General features: G+C 31.4%; 20 protein-coding genes. 2 read left to right on the forward strand and 18 right to left on the reverse strand.

Annotated elements, in window-relative coordinates; translation table 11 throughout:
- Positions 1-137: 137 nt before the first annotated feature.
- Both AC1RP4_RS06375 and AC1RP4_RS06380 read right to left on the reverse strand, forming a co-directional pair.
- Positions 138-545 (reverse strand): CvfD/Ygs/GSP13 family RNA-binding post-transcriptional regulator, encoded by a 408-nt coding sequence (locus AC1RP4_RS06375; protein ID WP_481761807.1) that lies wholly within the window; start codon positions 543-545, stop codon positions 138-140.
- Positions 546-602: 57 nt separating this feature from the next.
- The gene (locus tag AC1RP4_RS06380) at positions 603-1,187 is read right to left on the reverse strand and encodes a peptidylprolyl isomerase (protein ID WP_481761808.1); all 585 of its coding nucleotides are present in this window, start codon (positions 1,185-1,187) and stop codon (positions 603-605) included.
- Positions 1,188-1,316: 129 nt separating this feature from the next.
- Here AC1RP4_RS06380 and AC1RP4_RS06385 point away from each other — a divergent pair, with 129 nt between their 5' ends.
- Both AC1RP4_RS06385 and AC1RP4_RS06390 read left to right on the forward strand, forming a co-directional pair.
- Positions 1,317-2,309 carry an NAD(P)/FAD-dependent oxidoreductase gene (locus AC1RP4_RS06385; RefSeq protein ID WP_481761809.1) on the forward strand — a complete coding sequence of 331 codons (993 nt, stop codon included), beginning with the start codon at positions 1,317-1,319 and terminating at the stop codon, positions 2,307-2,309.
- Positions 2,310-2,348: 39 nt separating this feature from the next.
- Positions 2,349-2,987, forward strand: a complete 639-nt coding sequence (locus AC1RP4_RS06390; RefSeq protein ID WP_481761861.1) for a VTT domain-containing protein — start codon at positions 2,349-2,351, stop codon at positions 2,985-2,987.
- A gap of 78 nt (positions 2,988-3,065) precedes the next feature.
- Here AC1RP4_RS06390 and AC1RP4_RS06395 read toward each other — a convergent pair whose 3' ends face one another.
- From AC1RP4_RS06395 to ccpA, 16 genes are all read right to left on the reverse strand, one after another.
- Positions 3,066-3,698 carry a TIGR01906 family membrane protein gene (locus AC1RP4_RS06395; protein WP_481762413.1) on the reverse strand — a complete coding sequence of 211 codons (633 nt, stop codon included), beginning with the start codon at positions 3,696-3,698 and terminating at the stop codon, positions 3,066-3,068.
- On the reverse strand, positions 3,682-4,467 hold the full coding sequence (locus tag AC1RP4_RS06400) for a TIGR01457 family HAD-type hydrolase (protein ID WP_481761811.1): 786 nt from the start codon (positions 4,465-4,467) through the stop codon (positions 3,682-3,684). Before AC1RP4_RS06400 ends, AC1RP4_RS06395 begins: the two co-directional genes overlap by 17 nt.
- Positions 4,468-4,489: 22 nt before the next feature.
- Positions 4,490-5,104 carry a YutD family protein gene (locus tag AC1RP4_RS06405; protein WP_481761812.1) on the reverse strand — a complete coding sequence of 205 codons (615 nt, stop codon included), beginning with the start codon at positions 5,102-5,104 and terminating at the stop codon, positions 4,490-4,492.
- Positions 5,105-5,141: 37 nt separating this feature from the next.
- The gene (locus tag AC1RP4_RS06410) at positions 5,142-6,515 is read right to left on the reverse strand and encodes a bifunctional metallophosphatase/5'-nucleotidase (RefSeq protein WP_481761813.1); all 1,374 of its coding nucleotides are present in this window, start codon (positions 6,513-6,515) and stop codon (positions 5,142-5,144) included.
- 345 nt (positions 6,516-6,860) lie between these two features.
- Complete coding sequence (locus AC1RP4_RS06415) at positions 6,861-8,234, reverse strand: amino acid permease (protein WP_481761814.1); 1,374 nt, start codon at positions 8,232-8,234, stop codon at positions 6,861-6,863.
- A 116-nt stretch (positions 8,235-8,350) separates the two neighbouring features.
- Positions 8,351-9,367, reverse strand: coding sequence for a class I SAM-dependent methyltransferase (locus tag AC1RP4_RS06420; RefSeq protein WP_481761815.1), 1,017 nt, complete (start codon positions 9,365-9,367; stop codon positions 8,351-8,353).
- 78 nt (positions 9,368-9,445) lie between these two features.
- The gene (locus tag AC1RP4_RS06425) at positions 9,446-9,742 is read right to left on the reverse strand and encodes a hypothetical protein (protein ID WP_481761816.1); all 297 of its coding nucleotides are present in this window, start codon (positions 9,740-9,742) and stop codon (positions 9,446-9,448) included.
- A 1-nt stretch (position 9,743) separates the two neighbouring features.
- Complete coding sequence (locus AC1RP4_RS06430) at positions 9,744-10,151, reverse strand: competence type IV pilus minor pilin ComGF (protein ID WP_481762194.1); 408 nt, start codon at positions 10,149-10,151, stop codon at positions 9,744-9,746.
- Positions 10,152-10,162: 11 nt separating this feature from the next.
- A complete protein-coding gene (locus AC1RP4_RS06435) occupies positions 10,163-10,450 on the reverse strand; it encodes a hypothetical protein (protein WP_409022756.1) in 288 nt (95 codons plus the stop codon).
- A 1-nt stretch (position 10,451) separates the two neighbouring features.
- Entirely contained in the window at positions 10,452-10,886 is a 435-nt protein-coding gene (locus AC1RP4_RS06440; RefSeq protein ID WP_409022757.1) for a prepilin-type N-terminal cleavage/methylation domain-containing protein, read from the reverse strand.
- Entirely contained in the window at positions 10,864-11,178 is a 315-nt protein-coding gene (gene comGC, locus AC1RP4_RS06445; protein ID WP_409022758.1) for a competence type IV pilus major pilin ComGC, read from the reverse strand. The genes AC1RP4_RS06440 and comGC overlap by 23 nt, the downstream gene beginning before the upstream one ends.
- On the reverse strand, positions 11,175-12,233 hold the full coding sequence (gene comGB, locus AC1RP4_RS06450; RefSeq protein ID WP_481761819.1) for a competence type IV pilus assembly protein ComGB: 1,059 nt from the start codon (positions 12,231-12,233) through the stop codon (positions 11,175-11,177). Before comGB ends, comGC begins: the two co-directional genes overlap by 4 nt.
- Complete coding sequence (gene comGA / locus AC1RP4_RS06455) at positions 12,175-13,155, reverse strand: competence type IV pilus ATPase ComGA (RefSeq protein ID WP_481761820.1); 981 nt, start codon at positions 13,153-13,155, stop codon at positions 12,175-12,177. Before comGA ends, comGB begins: the two co-directional genes overlap by 59 nt.
- A gap of 134 nt (positions 13,156-13,289) precedes the next feature.
- A complete protein-coding gene (locus tag AC1RP4_RS06460; protein WP_481761821.1) occupies positions 13,290-14,024 on the reverse strand; it encodes a YebC/PmpR family DNA-binding transcriptional regulator in 735 nt (244 codons plus the stop codon).
- 108 nt (positions 14,025-14,132) lie between these two features.
- Positions 14,133-14,636, reverse strand: coding sequence for a VanZ family protein (locus AC1RP4_RS06465; protein WP_481761822.1), 504 nt, complete (start codon positions 14,634-14,636; stop codon positions 14,133-14,135).
- Between the two features lie 73 nt (positions 14,637-14,709).
- Positions 14,710-15,711 (reverse strand): catabolite control protein A, encoded by a 1,002-nt coding sequence (gene ccpA / locus AC1RP4_RS06470; RefSeq protein WP_409022763.1) that lies wholly within the window; start codon positions 15,709-15,711, stop codon positions 14,710-14,712.
- Position 15,712 lies beyond the last annotated feature (1 nt).

Here is a 15,712-nt window from a genome sequence, read left to right on the forward strand (position 1 = left end):
TGTCAAGAATTTTTTGAATAAATATTCATTTCTTCTTGCCGTATCAATCAGCTTTATTAATATACCATCTGGTATATCTCATGTCAACACTTTATTTGCGATATTCATTATCGCCTCAATAGCACTTATTAAATATATCAGCTTTCTTTTTCTTGGTCAAGTCTATTTCTGTGAATATCTCTTAATTGTTGGCTTATCCAAAAATCCATTTTATCATCTATTGCTTTAAACCCTGTATCTATAGACCTATTTGTCCAATAATATTTATGTTTTATTTTAATACCTGTACTTTTAAGATTACTATTTTGTTTAGTAAAATTTCTAATTGAAAAACTCATTTTACTGTTATATTCATCAATATCAATAATCCTAACCGTAATTTTTTCATTTATTTTTAAATAATTCAATATGTTATCCACATAACCGTTATGGCATTCCGAAATATGGATTAAGCCTTGAACTCCATCCGCAATTGTTACAAAAGCACCATATGATTGAATACCTGTTATAGTTCCTACAATAATTTGTCCAATTCTATATTTCATTTATACTCCTCAATCTTTCGGTAAAAACGGCCAAAATAAAAAGGACTTTCATCCTCTTTATTTTGTTACTATCATATCTTCAATTACAATTGGTTCAACTGGTTTATCTTGCATAGCTGTTTTTGCACCCGCAATTTTATCAACAATGTCCATTCCACTAACAACTTGTCCAAATACTGTATGATGAAAATCTAACCAAGGAGTTCCACCTTTTTTATATTCTACGACTACCTCTTCAGGATAATTTGCATCCTTTAATTGTCCAATCATCTGTTCAGGAACATTCGAATTTTGGACAATAAAAAATTGACTACCATTTGTTGATGGTCCAGAATTAGCCATCGATAAAGCACCTCTTAAGTTAAAAAGTTCAGAAGAAAATTCATCTGCAAACGATTTACCCCAAATACTTTCACCACCCATTCCAGATCCTGTTGGATCACCAGATTGAACCATAAAATCAGAAATCACTCGATGAAAAATAACGTCTTTGTAGTATCCATTTTCTGAAAGTCCAATGAAATTTTCTACCGTCTTAGGTGCTTGTTCTGGAAATAATTGAATCGTTATATCACCGTAATTCGTAATCATTTTAACTTTTGGTCCAACTACATGTTCTAAGTCTAATTGTGGGTATGTCATAACTATGTTCCTCCTATTCAAACTTTATTGATTCCATTGTACCCAATTTCACTCTATTTTACTATTACTTTATATTTTTTATGCGTTATACTATTATAATGCTATTAAATGGAATGCTAGGAGACTGTTATGACAACAAATGAAATATTTGATATTACTATCATTGGTGCCGGACCCATCGGACTATTTACTTCAACTTATGCGCACATGCGCCAAGCTAAAACTCAAGTTATTGAAAGTCTTCCCGACATTGGTGGACAAGTTGGTACATTATATCCAACGAAAAAAATATATGATATAGCTGGATTCACTGGCATATCAGGTGAACATCTAATTAAGGAACTTTCAAGGCAAGCTCACCAATTTGACTTTGACGTTAAATTAAATGAGACCGTCTTAAATTTCGAAAAAGAGAATGATATTTTTAGGATTCAAACTTCTAAACGGGTTACATATAGTAGAACAATTATTATTACGGCTGGAATTGGTTCTTTTCAGCCACGTAAATTAAATATTGCTAATTCAGCAACATTCGAGAATGAATCATTATTTTACAATATTAGTGACCTTTCTAAATTTTCTCATAAACAAATTGCTATTGCTGGCGGTGGTGATTCTGCTATCGATTGGGCAAATGAGCTATCGAACATTACAAAACAAATTCATATGATTCACCGTCGAGATAACTTTAGAGCTCTAGAGTACAATGTCACAAAACTCAAAAAAACTGATACTATATTTGAAACTCCCTTTTCGATACAATCACTTTCTAAAAAGAATGGTCGCCTTGAAATTTTGCTAAAACATTCTAAAAATAATCTTAATAAAACGATAATTGTTGATAATTTACTTGTGAATTATGGCTACTTATCCGATAATAAAATTATTAATGCTTGGGGTATAAATATGGATAAGAAACTAATCTCGGTAAATTCTGAAATGGCAACTTCCATTCCCGGTGTTTTTGCCGCAGGAGATATTGTTTCATACCCTGGTAAAATAGCACTAATTGCTTCAGGATTTGGTGAAGCACCGACTGCCGTAACTAGTGCCCTAAATTTTATAAACCCAAATATTAATCGAACTATTCATAGTACGCAACTAATGAATCCACATTATTAAAAAAATAGAACTTAAGGGGTATTTAATATTATGTCTGTCATAAACTTTTTTATAGATTTTGTTTTACATATAGACACACACTTGATTAGTATTGTGAACAACTTTGGAAATTGGACCTATCTTATCTTATTTTTTATTATCTTCATAGAAACTGGAGCGGTTATTTTACCTTTCCTACCTGGTGATTCACTTTTATTTGCAGCTAGTGCTCTAGCAGCAAATTCAATTTATCATTTGAATATTTGGATATTTGTAATCCTCTTTCTTGCTGCAGCGTACATGGGAGACTCACTAAATTTCTTTATTGGAAAAAAAGTAGGGAACTCAATTTCAGATCATTCATTATTTAATAAAATGATTAGCAAAGATAGTCTCGATAAAACAGAACAATTTTTCAATAAACATGGTGGACCCGCAATTATTTTAGCAAGATTCATGCCTATTATTCGTACGCTTGCTCCCTTCATCGTTGGTGGTAGCGGATTTAAGTACTCTCGCTTCTTACGCTTTAGTCTAATTGGCGGATTTGCATGGGTCACCATTTGTTGTTCTGCTGGATTTTTCTTTGGAAACATTGCAATCGTACAGGAACATTTTTCTTTAGTCGTATTGGGAATCATACTAATTTCCTTAATTCCAGCTGTATTTAGTGGTATTAAGTCAAAATTAAGTAAATAACTAGCTATTAATATCCCACCCTTTCTATCTTAATCTAATAAAAAAACGAGACGCCATTTTCACTGGTGTCTCGTTTTTTTAATTACTACGTTTAATTTCTCTCTTACCAAAGTAAATACCAACTAAAAAGAACATCTCAATTAGACAAAAGACCATTAGAAAACAAATCATAAAAAAATTTTCTGGTAATGCCAAAATGATTGGATCTAGTTTAGGATTAAATATCCAATCATTATTTCTAAACACGAGCTCATGAAATAGTATAAAATAATGATCAAAATTAAAGAAAAGTAAAAATACACTAAGAAAAGGAACAGTAATAGCCATCTGAAAAGGTCTTACCAATTTCCATAATTCCTTTTGTTTTGTTAATTGACCAATAAATATTATTGCAATAAATCCTAAAATTAAAAAACAACCATAATTAAACTGCACCAATTGTTTAACATCATGATAATGTTGCATCCCATTATATGATGAAGGCAATATCATTTTTACTTTATTTACCCAAGGATAGTTAAAATAGTCTAATAAATTATTATAATCAGACATTAATTCTGATTGGTTTAACCCAACAATTTTATTCAAATGTGATTGCTTGATAAAAATTTTATAAACAAACGTACTATTAATTACCAATATAATAGAAAAAGAGACAATCGCTAGATATAAACTTAGCCACTGTCCCATTTTTTTAACGCGCTCTATCATTATCAAAGTCCCAATCATCAAGTGAATCCAATTGAATAGTTGGTTGAACTTTTTTAGATGCCACTAAGTTTTTTGTTGAAACGCCCGTATAGACTAACATTGTATCAACCCCAAAGTTAATTCCGGCTTTAATATCTGTCATGTAGTTATCTCCAACCATCACAACTTCACTTTTCTTCAAGCCAAGTCTTGATAGGGCTTTTTCCATGATGATAGTTTCAGGTTTACCAATATAAGTAGCTTCTTGTTGTGTTGTACATTCAACCATCCTTACCAGCGATCCAGCACCAGGAAGTAGTCCACGTTCATTCGGAATATTAGTATCAGCATTTGTTCCAATAAATTTAGCACCACGTTTGATTGCTAAAGTTGCCATTTCAAATTTATGATACGTAACATCGGAATCTAACCCAACAACAACATAATCAGGCGTCGTTTCCTCAATAATAAATTTTTTATCCATAATTGCTTTCTTTAATCCGTTTTCACCAATAATATAAACACTTCTTTTATCAGGGTTTAACGCATCTAGATAATCTGCAGTTGCAAGTGCCGCCGTATAGACTTCTTTCTCAGTTACATGTATATCAAAATTATTTGCTAAATTATTGACAACATCAGCTGGTATTTTAGTCGTATTATTAGTCACAAATAAAAATGCAATATTTCTTGCTTGTAGAGACTCGATAAATCGTTTTGCTGCCGCAATTTTTTCTTTTCCTCGATAGATTGTACCATCTAAATCAATCATATAACCTTTATATGCCATTATTATCACCTTGCCTATTTAATTATGCTTTATCTTTTTGCCTAATTACAAATTCGTGTTTCTTTGTTCGTTTTGTTGCCGTTTTTAAATTATTTTTTTGTGGTTTTACTGGTTTAGACTTGTTTAATGGTACTTTAGTTTTTTTATTTTTTATTTGATATTTTTTTTCAGTTGTGTGCGCCCTTACTACAGGTTTTCTTTTCTTACCAACTGGTTTAACTGTTTTTTTACGTTCTTTAGGATTAGAAATTGGTTCAGGTTTTTGAATTTCCAAATTGTGCAACACAAAATAAGAACATCCAAAATTACAATATTCATATAAATAATCTTCAAGAGTATCGATACATTGTGACCGATATGCCTTTTTATTCTCGGTTTTATAAAAACCTCTTAATCGAAGTTGATCATATCCCCAGTCTCCAACAATATAATCATATTTCGTTAAAATTTGGCTAAATCGTTCCGTTAATTTTTCAATTTCAAAACCATCTCTATAATTGGAAACAAGATCATATGGACGGTTATCGATTAGTACTCGGGTTTCACTCTGTCGAACAACATCACTAGCATAAGCTTTAATTTTTTCTGCTTTTATTGCAAGTTGCTGTTCTCTCTTTTCTTTCTGTGCTTGATTCAAATCTCAAACCTCCTTTTACAACTTTAGTCATACTTCATTATACAGAAAATTCTAGTTTTAAATAGTCCCCAACGTAATCTCTTAAAAATTTCTTGCCATTTATCGAAATTTCTCCGGTTATTTCTATGGTTGGAAAAAACGGTATATACATAAAATGATCAACTGTTGCAATAGTATAATATGCATCCAAGTCAATTTTTTCGTTATGATATATAAGGTCCCCATTTTCTTGTTCTACCAGTCCATCAATCACTACTTCACCAAATAATTGGCCTCTAAAACCCATCCCTTTAATTGGGAATTTCTTAAGAAATGAACTATTCTTTTTAATTTCTTGTACTAATCGCCATAGATTATAACCAGTTAATTTAGCAGTAATAACCCGCATTGGGTGTGGCAGTGTTTGATGCAGGTCATTTTTTGTTACAAATCCTTTTTGTAAATTTTTCAAAAATAATCCACCATTTAACATTGCAATATCCGTTTTTGTACCCGCTTCGATGGCTTTCAATGATGTCTGCATTAATGCTGAATTTTTAGTCCATGATGCTTCTAAATCTTCAGGCAATTTTGCAACAACTTCAGATGTTAAAATTTTTTCTCCGCGTAATCTATATTCTGCTATTTCGTCTTGGTCACTTATAACTTCTGCTAAACTTTCTGTTTCAATTACTTTAGCAACTTCTTTTCTAATTTTATGATTTTCAAGTTCAATCGCTACTTCGCCCACGTACATCCCCCACTTACCAGCTGCGGCCAATAATGATTCATTAACTTTTTCACCGGATTTCAATAAATGATGTGTGTGGCTTCCTAATACAATATCTATCTGAGGATACTTTGCAGCTACTTTTCTATCTACAGGTAAACCTAAATGTGATAACAAAATAATAACATCTACTTTACCTGCTATTTTTTTTAAAAGTGAAGGTAAAACGGTATCAATTTGATTAGATTCCCAACCATTCATCTCATACGTCATTGGAAATGGTGCTGTCAAGGCAATTATTCCAATTTTAGTTCCAGCTGCAGTTTCCATTATTTTATATTCTTTGGCCCATGCAGGACGATTATTAACTTCTCCATCTACCACGTTATCAAGGATAATGTCGAATTTTGCATTATCATATAAATGTTGTAATTGGCTTCGCGAATTACCAATACCTTCATTGTTACCAATTGTCGCTGCATCATATGCTACAGTATTCATTAATTCAATATTGGCTTTGCCATTTGTAGCTTCCGACAACGGGTGCACACGATCAATTGCATCTCCAATATCAAAAGTTAAAACAGTTTGATTTTGTTTTTCAAGCTTTATTTTTTCAGATTGTAAAAATCGCCTAATTTTAGGCCAATTTTCTAAATGTGAATGAATATCATTTGTATGTAAAATCGTTATTTTTTCCATTAGTTTATATCCACCTTATTTTGATTATTTACTGACTTTCTTTTCACTAACTATATTATTATGGTTGTCCTAAAGTTCTTTTCTAACCATCAAATTCCTAATAGGTGGGTTCAACATTATTAGTTATACTATATCCTATATTATACTGCTTACCGTGTCCAAGTGAATTTATATGACCCTTTACAAAAAATAGCATGCAGAAAATAGTATTGCTCGCGCTGAAATTAACTATTAAATTGTAATGTTTTTAGAAGCAAAATCAAACAATATTTTCAACAATTACTTTTAATTTGTGCCCTAAGTATACAAAAAAAGACCCTCACACGTGGTCTTTTCAGCAAAAATTTAATTTTCCATCTTCATTTGAACACTTTTAATAACATAGAGTACAATTAACCAACCAATTGAAGCAATCAGCGCAATTAATGTATCAGGTTTTAAGCATAGCACAATACCTACAAAAGTTAGAAATAATAGAATTAAATAATTTGTAACAGGAAAGAAAGGCATTTTAAATACTAGCATTGATTCTGTTTTTTCTAGTTTTATTTTTCGTCTATACTTCAAATGTGCAATTACAATTGCTCCCCAAATGAACAAGAAACAAGTCGTTGCAATACTTGAAATAAATGTAAATACCGATTCAGCCATAAACATATTCAGTACGACTGAAATTGCAATCACAAGAGTCGAAAATTGTAATGCAAATGCAGGTACTTGATTATGTGATAACTTACTAATTTTTTTAGAAAATTTATTTTTTTTATTATAATTAAGCGAGAACAACATTCTACCTGTACTAAATAAAGACCCATTACAAGCTGAGGCTGCAGCTGTAATTACAACAATATTAATAATGCTGGCTGCTGATTTTATCCCTATATTTTCAAATACTTGAACAAATGGACTTTGTGATTCCGAAATCATATTCCAAGGATAAATCGCCATAATTGCCAATAATGATCCTACATAAAACAAAATAATTCTTAAGGGTATTTCATTAATTGCTTCTGGGATAACCTTTGTTGGGTTTTCAGTTTCTGCAGCTGTTAATCCTACCATTTCAATACCGACAAAACTAAACAGTACCATTTGAAATGACAAAATAAATCCTTTAATTCCTTGGGGGAAAAATCCACCGTGACTTACTAAATTCGTCAAACTGGCATGCCCAGCTGAAGTTTTAAAGTTTACCACTACCATATACACGCCAATACATATCAACACAATAATGGCAATAATTTTAATGAGTGCAAACCAAAATTCTGTTTCACCGAATAATCCCACTGTAACTAAATTTATTCCTAAAAGAATAAGGAGCATAACCATACCAGGAATCCATTGCGGCAAGTTAGGAAACCAAAATTTCATATATAACCCGACTGCGGTAATTTCTGTCATTGCAATTGTTACCCAACAGACCCAATATGTCCATCCAGCAACAAATCCAACCTTTTCACCTAGATATTCATAAATAAAATCAATAAATGAATGTGCATTCACATTCGATAACAGTAATTCACCTAACGAACGCATTAAAAGAAAACATGCAATTCCGGTAATAATATATGCCAATAAAATAGATGGCCCAGCCAAATGAATAGATTGACCTGCTCCCAAGAATAAACCAGTCCCAATTGTTCCACCAATTGCAATTAATTGAACATGTCGACTTTTTAATCCTCTAACATGCTGATCTTCTGAACTTTTTTCTGCCATTAATATCAAACTCCCTCTATAGTAATTAAGTAGATTATACATGACACATGTTAATTTCTAAAGAAATTATTCTTTTTATAATTAAATAAAAAAAGCGACTCAAAATATGAGTCACTTTACTTATTATTAAAGTTGGCCTTTATCCACTTATCTAACGTTTTAACAAAGCTCTGAAATAGTTCTTCACCCTTTAGTGATGGGAAATCACCTAATAGTACTTCATCAACTTGTTTACTACCTTCGCCATGTTTCTGTAAAATCAAAATAGATTTACGTGAATTAGCTGAACTAAATAATTCCACAGGTAAATTGAGCATACCTTGAAGATATGCATTTGATTGAATGTAAACGAGTAATTTTTTTGCTTCCTCTGTTTCAAATAAACCAGTAGGAACAAGGTATATGCCAAAACCGCCATCATTTAAGTATTTGATTGATTGTTCTATTAATAAATGATGTACATATGAATGACCTTCAGTTGCATGTGTAGCAAAATGGGTAACTCTTTCATCTAGAGGGTAATAACCAATTGGTAAATCAGCAATAACAACATCAGATTTTTTTACAATTAGGTCATCAACCGCATCTTGGTGAAATAATTCTAAATTTAAGTGTTGTAATTGTCCACTTAACCCTGCAATTGATAACATTGTATCATCATTATCAATCCCGTATGCTTTTGAAATCTCAAACTTATCAGCAGCCATTTGATTCAAAATCGTCGTCAGTAAGTTCCCTGATCCCACTGTAATGTCCAATAAACTAAACGATTTTTTTGTACTTATTAATTTTTCTAATACAAATGCAACTAAAAATCCAATTGTATCTGGTGTTATTTGATGATTAGGTTGAATACTTTCTTGTCTTGTTGCCTTCAATAAAACTAACTGTACAACTTTACGTACATCTTCTGACGATAAGGCATTCAAATTCATTTTTTTATAAATCTGATTCAAAATTTTTACATCTTGCTCACTTGGTAATCCATCTTCTACGTGTACAGATTTATTATCTAACAAATTATTGCTAGTCTCAATAAATGCGTCCAAATAAGTGATTTCTAAACTTTTTTGTAAAATATCAATTGTTTCATTAATCTGATTAAAGTTCATTTCTATTTCTTCTAATGACATAAAATCACTCCTTGAATTTATTTGCTCGTTTCAGTTTAACGATTTTTAATTCTCAATTCAAGTTAAGTTTCTTTTTTATCATTTTTCTGAAAAAGAATATCGATTACCATTCTTCAAAATAACCTGATAGGCTCCTTTTTGATATTCAACAACACCATAATTATAAGTATATTTTTCTTTTAGATTTTTTGCTTTTTGATTTAAAATAGTCATGTTTTTCATAGTTTCTGCTTGATTATATTGGCATATTTTCTGATAACTAGTGAATTTTGCTTGGAAATATATCAGTTGTCCCAATAACAAACCAATTAATAACATTAAACAAAATATGGCTGATACAACTAAATGTCCGTTTAATAATTTGATTTTTCGCATCTTAATCCTTTTTTTCCATAGGTATTACCAATTTTAAAGTCTTATTTTGGTGTTCTTGTTTGATTTTTAAAAATAGAATTGGTTCATCGTATGCCACCGAAAATGATTTCACATGATATAAAATTGGTATATGACCTCCTGAAAATCCAATAAACTGTATCATTTCATTATGCTGACTAAGATAGTAGCGAGCTCCTGTCTTATTATTTTTTAATGAAATTGTATATTGACCAACATCTATTATCTTCAAATCTAAGTGATCTGACTCCAATAATCCGATACATTGCTGTAACGAAAAATCTCTATCTCCGCTAATTTCTTGGTGTTCATTTGTACATAAGTGCCAACATGTTGTCATTAGACTAAGAGAGATGATAAATATACCTAATGCAATAATAGTTTCTAACAAAGAAAAACTTTTCATTGCAATTTAATACTTGTTAAATCATTTTCAGACTTAATTCGAATTTCAGACATAGTAGCACATTGTAATTCGCCATCAACTATTTTTGATAATTTACTTGTCGGATGAATGACTAATAATTTACTGATTTCTTTCAGATTTCTTGTAGTTGTTGTTTTATGATTCCAATAATCTTCTTGTTTCTGTAATGTGTGATTGGTCTGTACATATAATCCAAAACCTGATGCGACAATAGTTAAAGTCATAATAGCGTCAGCTAACACAATTCCTGACATTTTACGCACGTTATTCGACATCCTTTCTAATAAATTGACCCCACCCAATTTGAAATACTATTTTTTGATTTCTATTTGGTAATGTGGATTTAAAATTAACTGTTTTACCAGTGATTTGCCCACTTTTATTTATTTTTATCGTTACTCTATTTTTAACTGTCACAGTCTTCGGATAGTCTAATTTAATTTTACTATTGCCATTAATAATGGTCATTTTATCATCATTAAAATTAATACTATTAGGCATCCGATTCATCGGTGCCTCTACCACTGCACTTTGCCAAAGTTGTTCAAAATTTTGCCAAAATTGTTTTTCTTTAGATATCGCAAGTACTTGATCCATTGGCCCCATTAGCAATAGACCACAAATACTAGTAATTGCCAACGAAATAAGCATTTCAAATAAACTAAATGCTTTAAATTTAGTTTTCTGTTTTAACAACATTATTCGAGATAATAATATGATTATCTTTTGCTTCCTTTTCTTGCTTTTCAGTTAAATATTTTTCCGAAACTAAATCAGCAAAATTTATCGATTTATTATGCGTTTCATTTTCATACAAATCAACCTGCGTTTGGACGACGCTAACTAACGCTTCATCATTAACCCGTTTAGCACCTGCTCTTTGATGTCCAATGTTAGGTAATATAATCAACATTAGAAGTGAGATAATAAATAAGACACATAGCATTTCAACAAGCGTAAATGCTTTTAATTTTTTTCTATTTTTTTTCATTGAATTTCCTCCATAGTTTGATACATAGGTAATAATATTGTTAAATACAACCCAACAATACAGGCCGCTACAATTATGAATGCAACTGGCTGTACATAAATCATGATTCTTTCGACAGATGACTCAAATTTACGATAAGTTAATTCCGAATACATTAATAATTCTTGGCTCATCACATCTAACGTATTACCTTTTGCGAGAAATGTCGTTATCTCATTAGGAAATAAAGGACTTTTATCGATCATTTGTTTTGTACTCCCACCATTTTCAAAATGATTCGTTAACTGTTTACCTAACTGATATAGTAAAGATTTTTGATCAAATTGATTTAAATAATCACATATTTTATTCAAATTTAAACCACTTGCTAAAAGCAGACCCAAATTAAATGTTAAATAATAATGACAATAATCCCGATAAATTTTACCTACTATGGGGACCTGACAATACCAAACATGCCTGTTCATCGTACTTTGTTTTGAAACACGAATGATAATTTTTATGATATATCCGATAAATAGACTAATTACGACAGAGATAATACTCTTCATTAAAATCATTTTAAAGTTAGAATTTGATGACGCACCTAACTGACTATAATTTATTTCAGGCAAAATAAATTGTTGGATTCCGATATATAAGACAACCAGTAATCCCATCAGAATCATTGGGTATTGCATGAGTTGCTTTAACTGTTTCTTTTGTTTTACTCTAACCGTCATCAATTTTCCGAGTTGTTTAATACTTTTATTTAATCCGCCATATTTTTCAGAAATCGTAATTTGATAATACGAACTTTTTGAAATATACGGCTTGATACCTGTTGAGAAGGGTTCACCACTTCTTAACTTGGATTCAATTTTTTGAATATCTATTTTCCCAACTGGAAATAATTTAGTCGCCGTTGTTAAAGATTGCCTGAGCGAAAATCCCGAATCTAATAAGTCTGCCAAGACTTCGAAAAATTCACTTTGTTTTTGAATTGACCATTTTCTTCTATTTAAAATTATTTGCTGTTTCAATTGTAATAATATTTTTCTTAATACATTGATCAAGGTTATCATGCCACCTTTCTAAAGCTATTTTTTGATTAAATGTTCCTTCAAGAACAGACTCTAACTTTTGACCTGTTAATATATCAAATAGTACACCGCTTCCACCTTTCGTTGTTTCAATTAATCGCTGATAACTTACTGCCTGTAGCGTTCTATTGAGATCATCTCGACTAACGCCAAGATTTTCAAGTCGTTTAATTGTTCCTACTGCATTTCTTGCATGTACGGTACTTAAAATTAAATGACCACTCATTGCAGCTTTAATTGCAGCATTGGCAGTGACTTCATCCCTGATTTCACCGATAATAAAAATATCAGGATGGTGCCTCAATCCAACTTTTAATAATTCCGCATATGTCATGTTTGCTTTATCATTAACCTGTAATTGAATAAAATTAGGATTTTGAATTTCAACTGGATCCTCAATAGTTAATATTGTTCTTTGATTCTGAATCATTTCAGCCAGTTGGTACATTGTCGTTGTCTTACCTGAACCCATTGGACCTGAGAATAAAATTAGCCCACTGGACCCACATGCATTTATCAACTGCTGAAATTGATTTGGTAAAAGTTGAAGTAACGGTACATCGGTATTCGAATAAATAAATCGTATAACAATCGATTCTCTACCTAAAAAATCGCCAACACTCGAAATTCGGCAATTTACCTTTTTATGTTCTATCTGCCATTGAAAAGTCCCAAACTGCGGCCGCCTAGTTTCGCTCAGAATCATATTTGCCTTAAATTTAAGAAAATTATTCATTTGTATCATCTTTTTTTCTGAATATACATTAAGGCTATGATAGTTATTCAACGTTCGATACTTAACTAAGCATCCCTTGGCACTTGGAATTATATACATATCACTTGCTCTGTTTTTAACACATATTTTAATCATTTCTTGTATTTCTGTTTCAATCATCTCAATATCCCTCCTTTCCATATATTTAAGTACGCAAAAAAAGCCAAAACATTTAATTTTGGCTTTTCATATTTTTATATTTAATTAATTTCTAACTTTTTAAGATGACTTATCTCTTTATTATAGAGAGTATCTTAATCTTCGTCTGCAATATCACCAGCATGGAACACTTCTGAAACATCATCATTTTCTTCCAATGCATCAATCATATGATGGAATTGTTCAATTTTATCTTCCGGTACTGGTACTAGATTTTGAGGAATCATTACTAATTCAAATGTATCTAATTTGTATCCCTTTGCTTCTAATGAAGCACGTACATCTGGTAAATCTTTTGAATCTGTATAGATTTCAAATAATTCTTCTGATGTTTTCAAATCCTCAGCACCAGCATCAATAACATCTTCAAACATAGCATCTTCATCAGTATCTAATTCTTCACGAGAAATAACGATGTAACCTTTACGATCAAACATGTAATTAACTGAACCTGTTTCTCCTAAATTTCCACCATTACGTGTAAATGCAATACGAACTTCTGAAGCAGTCCGATTACGATTATCCGTCAAGGTATGAACTAAGATGGCAACGCCACCAGGTGCATAGCCTTCATATGTAATTTCTTCATAATCTGCACCTTCTGAACCAGACGCTTTATCAATAGCACGTTTAATATTATCTTTTGGCATATTTGCAGCTTTAGCTTTATCAAGCATCAAACGTAATGAGGGGTTCGAATCGGGATCAGGACCACCACTTTTTGCAGCCATGTAAATTTCTCTCGATAATTTTTGGAAAATTTTACCACGTTTAGCATCTTGTGCATTTTTACGACCTTGGATGTTATTCCATTTTGAATGTCCTGACATAATTCCCTACCTCTTTCCGAAATGTTTCTGAATTTTTACTTTTAACCGTTTATTATGATATCAAAATAATAGCTTAATATCAACCTTCTTCACGAGAATAGGACTGAACTAGTTTTCTTTAGCTTTTTTGTGCCGATAGTACATTAAAATTAATATCGTCAAAATTACACCTGTTGTTGCACCAATTGTATCAAGTAAAACATCTTGGATTAAGGGCGTTCTGCCACCTGTAAAACTTTGGTGAATTTCATCAAGTCCTGCATATAGCGCTGCACAAGCAACTGCAATAAGCCCACTGTAACGCCAATACTTAATTTTATTTTTCACTCCCAAGAATATGAAGCTAGCCATAAAGAAATATGTCATAAAATGAGCAGTTTTACGGATGAAAAACTCAACTAATTTAAAATAACCAACATGGTTAAAACTTTCATCTGCTCCAGCATAACTAAATGAAATATGTGACAACATACTTTCAAATGGTTTACCAGCTAAATACTTTTCTAAAAAAGGAATAGATGTCTGCTGCTTGTACGTTTCCGAAGAACTAATAAACAGAATTACAATAATTAATAAGGCTAAAACAAAGTAAATATTATTTTTATTTTTCATAAAATTTCCCATCCAAGTATAATAAAAACTTGATTTTCCAAATATAATTTAGAAAACCAAGTTTTTTATTATATTATTTTGTTGAAGAACGCTTAATTAAGCCATATGGTAATTGGATTGTTTTTTCACTAACTTCTTCTTTATCCATTAATTTTGTTAATAATCTCATAGATACAGCCCCTAAATCGTATAAAGGTTGTGTTATTGAAGATAATTTGGGTCTAACAATCTCAGTCAATTTTGAATCATTACTTGTAATAATTTCAAAATCTTCGGGTACACTCAAACCAGCATCTCGAGCACCATTCAAAACACCAACAGCTAATTCATCATCACCAACAAAAGCAGCAGTTGCATGACTTGAAGAAATTGCTGGCCATAAGGTTTCGCCAGCTCGATATGAATAATCTGTTTCAAAAATTAAGTCTTGATCAAATTTTATTCCGGCTTTTTCAAGAGCTAATTTATAGCCTTTTAGTCGGTATTCGCCATTAATGGGTTCATCCATTGAACCTGAAACAAATGCAATACGTTTATTGCCATTATTAATTAGATCCGTTACTGATTCCATTACAGCTGCAATATAATCAATATTAACACTACCTAATTCTCCAGTAGGATCAACTGAACCTGAAAGGACAACTGGTGTACGACTTCTCTTAAGTTCAGCACGTAATTCATCAGTAATTTGATTTCCCATAAAAATAATACCATCAACTTGTTTAGCTAATAATGTATTTAATACTTGCACTTCTTTTTGACCATTTTGATCAGAGTTAGCTAAAATAATATTATATTTATACATTGTTGCAACATCATCAATTCCACGAGCTAATGATGAAAAGTAAATATTAGTTACATCGGGAATAATAACCCCAACTGTTGTCGTTTTCTTACTTGCCAATCCTCTAGCAACAGCATTAGGTCTGTAATCAAGTCGATCAATAACTTCCAAAACTTTTTTTCTTGTTGCAGGTTTAACGTTAGGGTTACCGTTAACCACACGTGAAACAGTTGCCATTGAAACAGCTGCTTCTCTTGCTACGTCATAAATTGTAATTGTTTGTTTATCCATT

The organism is Dellaglioa sp. CoH-56-MRSF-10 (assembly GCF_056782175.1).